This is a genomic window from Streptomyces sp. NPDC046759 (genome assembly GCF_040645475.1).
GTDB lineage: Bacteria > Actinomycetota > Actinomycetes > Streptomycetales > Streptomycetaceae > Streptomyces.
On sequence record NZ_JBEYYJ010000037.1, the window covers coordinates 79,348 to 85,347 of the forward strand.

The window sequence follows — 6,000 nt, forward strand, 5'->3', positions numbered from 1 at the left end:
CGGGGGTAGGGACTTGGCGCGGGACGGCCACGCCGGCCGTTGGTTGCGGTGGGCTACTCGGTGACCGGACGAGGGGCGGTGGCCGGTCTCGTGGGCTCTACGGGCGCGGGCGGCACGTACGGCCTGAAGGGCGTGAGCGCCGGTACGTCCGGGGCGAGGTGCGCGGACTCTCGGCACACGGCCGCAGCATCAGCGAGGGACAGGTAAGGGGTACGGATCCTGGACCAGCCGCCGGAGGTATCCCCTGCGACGGCCAAGCCCGGTTTGTCAGCGGCGATGGCACAGGCGGCGGAGGCCGCATCGGGGGCGATGTCGCCGAGCGCCATCTTGGCGGAGGCTTCGTCGTTGACGCGGTGGCAGACACGTCCGGTGAGCTGAGCGCGGAGCATGGTCGCGCCCTTGCCCAGCTCGGCACCGAAGCGCTGCCCGCAGACCTCCAGATAGATGCCGGCCGCTCGGCCGAGCTGGGCGAGGCGGATCAGCTGGGTGACCATCTCGTCCCGCCGCTCCTCTTCCTTCCGCGTGGCCACGAGGAAGAGTTCGGCCACCTCATCGATGAACAGTACGACGGGGGCAGGGCGTTCGCCCTCAGGCAGGCCCCAGATGTCCGAGGTGATCTCCTCGTCCGGGGTGCCGGGCGCGATGCCCTGCCGGGCCTTGATCAGGTCGTATCGGTCCTCCATCTCCTTCACGAGCACGGGCAGCAGCTCGGCCGCCTGGTCCGGGTCGGTCGCCAGCGCGGAGAGGCGGGCGGCGAACGGGGCCAGCTCGACACCGCGCTTGCAGTCGATGCCGACCAGGACCACCGGTTGAGCCGCCAGCCCAGTGAGCAGGTTCCGCAGGAACATGGACTTGCCGGACAGCGTGGCGCCGAGGACGAGTTCATGCGGCACGGTGCGGTAGTCGCGAAGGAAGGCGGTTGCGTCCTCCCGCAGAGCCACCGGGACCTGGAGAAGACCGCCGTCATTCCGGCGAGGCATCCGCACCTTCCGCAGGACGTCAAAGCCGACGAGCCGGAGTTCGACCACACCGGGCTTGATGTCCCGTACGTACACGGCGTGGACGCCCCAAGCGTGGCGGAGTCGTTCCGCCGAGGCCGCTACGTCAGCCGGTTCCTGCCCCGGAGCCAACCGCAACCGGATCCGGAGACCGGTCGAGGTGGGTCGGATCAGACCCCGGCGAGGCGGGACCGGCCGCACCTCACGACGAGTGGTCGCCTTGACGGCCAGCGCCCGCCACCGGGACGGTTCGACGGTCAGGCCACAGGCGTCCATGGTGGACGAGTACGAGGCCACGAACCGGGCCACCGAGACCGGCAGCCCAACCGTGGACCAGTACAACGCCGGGTGAGCGTGCCGGGTATAGGCCGCGCCGCCTATTGCAGCGAGCGGCCCTCCCAGCTCGGCCACAGTCATCAGGTCGGTCACGTCGATCAGCCCGCCTGAGCCATCGGGAACGCGCCCGGCGTAACGGCAGTGGCCCGGTAGGCGATGCCGTGCCGCTGCTGGCCGTTGAACACGCTCTCCCACGGCCGGGCAACGAGTCCCGGCAGCGACACGGGAGCACCGACAGTCAGACCGTCCGTGACACCGCTCTCAGGAACGGTGACCTGGACCAGAGACGACTCGCCCTCATCGATGTAGACGACGCCGACGGTCATCAGCGCCTCACCGGACACGGCGTCCTTGGCGATCTCACCGGTCTGCCGGTCGCGCACCTTCGGCGCCGGCGCTTCGGTCAGCAGGATCGTGGCGGAGGAGGCGTCAACACGGATCACACGCACAAGAAGTGTCTCCTTCGAGTTCGTTCAACCTGTCGCCTGACAAGTTGACTTAGCAAGCTCGAAGCTGGAGATGCCAAGTTGACTTGTCACGTGGAAACGGCGGAAGAGGCGCGCCGTGCCCGGGCTCAGTTCAAGCGGTAGGTGTCTTCGAGTTCTTGCCGGTCGGCAGGCAATAGCACGTCGGAGACCTGCAAGGCTTGACCGGCAGCGTCGCAGGCGATGACCAGGACACTGAGAACCGGCACCCCTTCGGGTAGACCGAGGAGAGCAGCTTCGTTCGCTTCGGGCAGCCGAGCCGAGACCCGCTCGGTCACATGGTCGAAGCGGATCTTTTTCCGGGCCTCCAGGTGCCCACGGACACCGCCGACCAGGACGTCTTCGCTTGCGAGCTCGGTACCGTCGACCAGGCCGGCGGGGAAGTAGGTGGAGACGAGCTCGACGGTTTCGGCATCCTCTTCGACCAAGAATCGACGCACGAGCACCTTGGCCCGCTTGGGTAGACCGAGCGCAGAGGCGACACGGGCGGGCACAGGGATTTCGCCGACCTCAACGAGGCGCCCCGGTGTCTGCGACTCGTCGCGCTCCAGCGCCTCACGGCCTCGACGATCCTTCTGTTCCACGACGGCCGGGCGCCCGCGGACGATCGTGCCGTAGCCCTGACGCGATTCCAGCCAGCCGTCACGCTTCAGCAGCTCCAGAGCCCGCACGACCGTCGGCCGGGACATCCCGAACGCCTGCACCAGCTGATTCTCACTGGGGACCCTCGTGCCGGGCGGGTACGTGCCGTCCTCGATGCGACGCTGGATGGTCTGCGCGAGGCGTACGTACTTCGGTGCCTCCACCTCATACGCCATGAACGCCGCCTATCGAGATTGGCCAAGTCAACTGGTCAACCAGACTAGCGGTGCCCGGCAACGCACCGCCAGAGGCGGGTGCCCTCATTGCCAGGCATCAGCCATCGCGAAGGACACGACGGTGCCGCCGAAGCGGCTGGAGCCCCAGTGCCACGAGTCAGCGATGGAGTCGACCAGGAGCAGGCCCCGACCGTGCGCGTCGTCCTGCTCCGGCCGACGCATCCGCACATTCGCGGGGAAGCCCGGATTGTGTACCTCGATCCGGAGCGAGCTTCCCTCGCGGTACCACTCCACCCGAACGACCCAGGGCTCATCCGACCGGCCGTAGAGGATCGCGTTGGTCACCAACTCCGAGATCAACAGGACACAGTCCTCGATCGAGCAGGTGGGGCAGTACGGAGCAATGAATTTCTGGAACCACCGTCGTGCGCGTGGCACCGACTGAGCAGTCGGATGCAAGGTCATCGCTCCGAGCCGAGGCGACTCGGGGCATGGGTCACGGTCGAGCATGTAGGCCATCCGTGCTCACTCCTTGCCGGTGCCGTCGCAGTCGAGGCACCGTCGCTTCGATGTGGCGCGGGCACGGTCGTTGACGGTGGAATGCGCCAGCGTGGTACGCGTGCTGACGCGCTTCCAACCGCGCCCCCGGCAACCCCGGCAAGCTAAGCGCGCGTCCTGTTCCGGCCGCCGACTCGTCACGCCGTGCCCCCTTCCAGCGAAGTGGCCTTAGCCACTTACTGGATGGTGGCATTAGCCACTCACGCTCTGCAAGCGCTTCGACGCAACTGGAGGCAGATCAGGTGAGTGGGTAGCCCTGTTCGAACGCCCAGCGGTGCGGCGGGTAGGTGGCTTCGGCGAACTCCAGCGGTCGATCCTGGAGGTCGAAAACGACGTGATGGACAATCAGGACAGCTGAACCGGCGGCAAGTCGGAGGTCAGCTGCTTCTTCGTCCGTCGCGGTCCGCGCACACATGCGGTCCTCGGCGTAGCTCCCCTGGCGTCCCGTCATGTTCTCGACGTACATGAGGGTTCCCTCTTGGATCCGCTCAGGATCCAAGATCTTCGGGGCCCTTTGGCCGACGTCCGGGGCGAACCACGAGGTGGACAGTGTGATGGGCCCGTCCTGGTTGTTGGTCACGCGGCGCCGATGCACGGCCCGTCGATCCTTGGTTAGCCCCAAGGCCTCGGCCACGTGGTCCGGTGCGTCCGCCCAGCCGGCAGACGTGATGACGGCGTACTCCCCAGGTGTGTAGATCTTCCCGGTCTGGCGAGCGCGGCCGTACAACTCCCGCGCTCGTCGGTTCACTTCGAGACTACGGACGTACGTCCCAGATCCCTGCCGCTTCTCGACCAGGCCCTGATGGCTCAGCGCCTCCAGTGAGCGGGCCGCGGTGGGCCTGGACACCTTCCAGTCCAAGGCGAGTTGCCGTTCCGATGGGACCTCGTCCCCTGCCCGCAGGTCTCCTCGAAGGATCTGATCACGAATGAAGTGGGCGATCTGCAGGTACTTCGGCTGAGCTTCCTCAATCTGAGGCATGCTCCCTCCCTGTCCAAGTGGCTATGGCCTCTAGCCACTATAGGGCGAGTGGCCAACTTTGAAACCCGTAGGCTGGTTGGTATGACGCGGTTGATCGTCGCAGCAGGAGGAGGGGGCGACGCTGTCGCCGCCGCAATGCTTGACGCCGCCCTGTACGGCGACGAGGACCAGGCCGTGGTCCTCACGTACGCGTGGGATCGCTTGCTCATCGATCCGGTACCGGGTCCGCGAGGAGCCCACGCCTTCACCGGCCTCAGCCAGATCACCCCAGCTGTCTCGGCAGTGCCGGCCGAAGCCCGCCCGGTCGCTCCGGCAGGGTCCACCCTCCCGAGACTCGCGGCAGAGCTCCCGCACACCTTCGCATTGCTCGACCCTCACCAGGGCGCCGAGGGCGTCACGCGCCAGTTGGAAGAGTTGGTCAGTCACCTGGAGCCGGAGTCAATTGACCTCCTGGACGTCGGCGGCGACATCCTTGCGCGAGGCGACGAGCCCACACTGAAGAGTCCACTCGGCGATGCCCTCACCCTCGCTGCCGCCTGCCAGGTCAACGCGTCCATCCGCCTGTTGGTTGCCGGGCCAGGTCTGGACGGCGAACTCTCCGCAGATGACCTTCGCCCCGTGCTCGGTGCCGTCGTACACACCCTCACGGCGAAGGACGTAGAGGCGATCAGCGCGGTCCTGGAGTGGCACCCCTCCGAGGCGACGGCGATGCTCGCTGCAACAGCCCGAGGCGTCCGGGGCACCTGCGAGATTCGAGACGCCGGCCTACCCGTGCCACTCACCGGCGAGAGCCCGAGGGTGCACGAGGTCGACCTGGACGAAGCGCTGAGCCGCAACACCCTGGCCCGCGCCGTCATGACGACCGCAACCCTGGACGAGGTCGAGGCCTACAGCCGCGAAATCTGCGGCTTTTCCGAGATCGACTACGAGCGCAACAAGGCTGCGTGGCTGAAGGACCAGCCGCCGGTACAGCTCGACACCGAGGCCTTGCTGCTCCAGCTCGACCAGTTCGAGACGGCGGCCCGCAGCCGCGGAGTCACCCACACGACGTTCCGCCACATCACCGAGGCCCTGAACCTCAACGGCTCCCAGCGCGATGCCCTGCGCCAACTGCTCATCAACAGCCGCCCAGAGCAGTACGACGAGCCCCTGTGGCACATCACGACGAACATCACGACGAAGCCTGAGTAACAACTTTCTTCACGGGTTCAAGCCCCGGCTGCGCTCCGCTCCGCCGGGCGCGCTTCCCGGCTCCGCTGCGCGCTGCGCTCCTGCCTTCGGCCCGCTCCGCGCACGCTGCGCCGACGCGCGCCCACGTGTGGATAGGGCCGAAGGCCATGAGTCGAGCACCGCACGGAGCGGCCACGGTCAGAACGAGCCTCCGGCGGGGGCGCTCAGGCTCCGAGATGGAGGGGGCTCCGTTCGCGAGTGCCGGCCGGTGAGTGGCGTGCGCGGGGGGCTCCCATCCCGTCTGCCGTCGACCCAGGCAGAGCCGAGCAGCCGCGGCCCAGGGGCGTCAAGGTCGTTCGTACAGTGGCGCGCTCCACCTTGACGCCCCTGAACCACGCCCGCTCCACGGTGTGTGGGTCGACGGCAGACGGGATGGGAGCTGGGGAAGGTGGTGGGTACTGGACACCCGCAACTTCTGGCAGGGATAAAGATCGCGCTAAAGATCTGATCGGTAGGCGCCGTGCGCCGGAAGTGACGTCGGGGGGGGGCGGGCCCGCCGCCCCCCCCCGGTGTGAGGGCGTACCCGGGGGGCGGGGGGCCCGAAACGGAGAGCACACCACTGTAATACCCGAACCAAAGCACAAAAAAAGGATTTG

The 6,000-nt window shown here is 67.5% G+C and carries 6 protein-coding genes; 1 reads left to right on the forward strand and 5 read right to left on the reverse strand.

Features of this window, described 5'->3' with window-relative positions:
• Positions 1-53: 53 nt before the first annotated feature.
• The 5 genes from ABZ919_RS36145 to ABZ919_RS36165 form a co-directional block, all read right to left on the reverse strand.
• Entirely contained in the window at positions 54-1,427 is a 1,374-nt protein-coding gene (locus ABZ919_RS36145; RefSeq protein WP_361256717.1) for an FtsK/SpoIIIE domain-containing protein, read from the reverse strand.
• Positions 1,428-1,432: 5 nt separating this feature from the next.
• Complete coding sequence (locus ABZ919_RS36150) at positions 1,433-1,783, reverse strand: hypothetical protein (protein WP_361256720.1); 351 nt, start codon at positions 1,781-1,783, stop codon at positions 1,433-1,435.
• 125 nt (positions 1,784-1,908) lie between these two features.
• Positions 1,909-2,637 carry a GntR family transcriptional regulator gene (locus ABZ919_RS36155; protein WP_361256723.1) on the reverse strand — a complete coding sequence of 243 codons (729 nt, stop codon included), beginning with the start codon at positions 2,635-2,637 and terminating at the stop codon, positions 1,909-1,911.
• A gap of 84 nt (positions 2,638-2,721) precedes the next feature.
• Positions 2,722-3,156, reverse strand: a complete 435-nt coding sequence (locus ABZ919_RS36160) for an ATP-binding protein (RefSeq protein ID WP_361256725.1) — start codon at positions 3,154-3,156, stop codon at positions 2,722-2,724.
• 277 nt (positions 3,157-3,433) lie between these two features.
• Entirely contained in the window at positions 3,434-4,174 is a 741-nt protein-coding gene (locus ABZ919_RS36165; RefSeq protein WP_361256728.1) for a GntR family transcriptional regulator, read from the reverse strand.
• A gap of 81 nt (positions 4,175-4,255) precedes the next feature.
• On the opposite strand from ABZ919_RS36165, the gene ABZ919_RS36170 reads away from it, so the two are divergent.
• Positions 4,256-5,365 (forward strand): DUF1152 domain-containing protein, encoded by a 1,110-nt coding sequence (locus tag ABZ919_RS36170; RefSeq protein ID WP_361256731.1) that lies wholly within the window; start codon positions 4,256-4,258, stop codon positions 5,363-5,365.
• Positions 5,366-6,000: the final 635 nt, after the last annotated feature.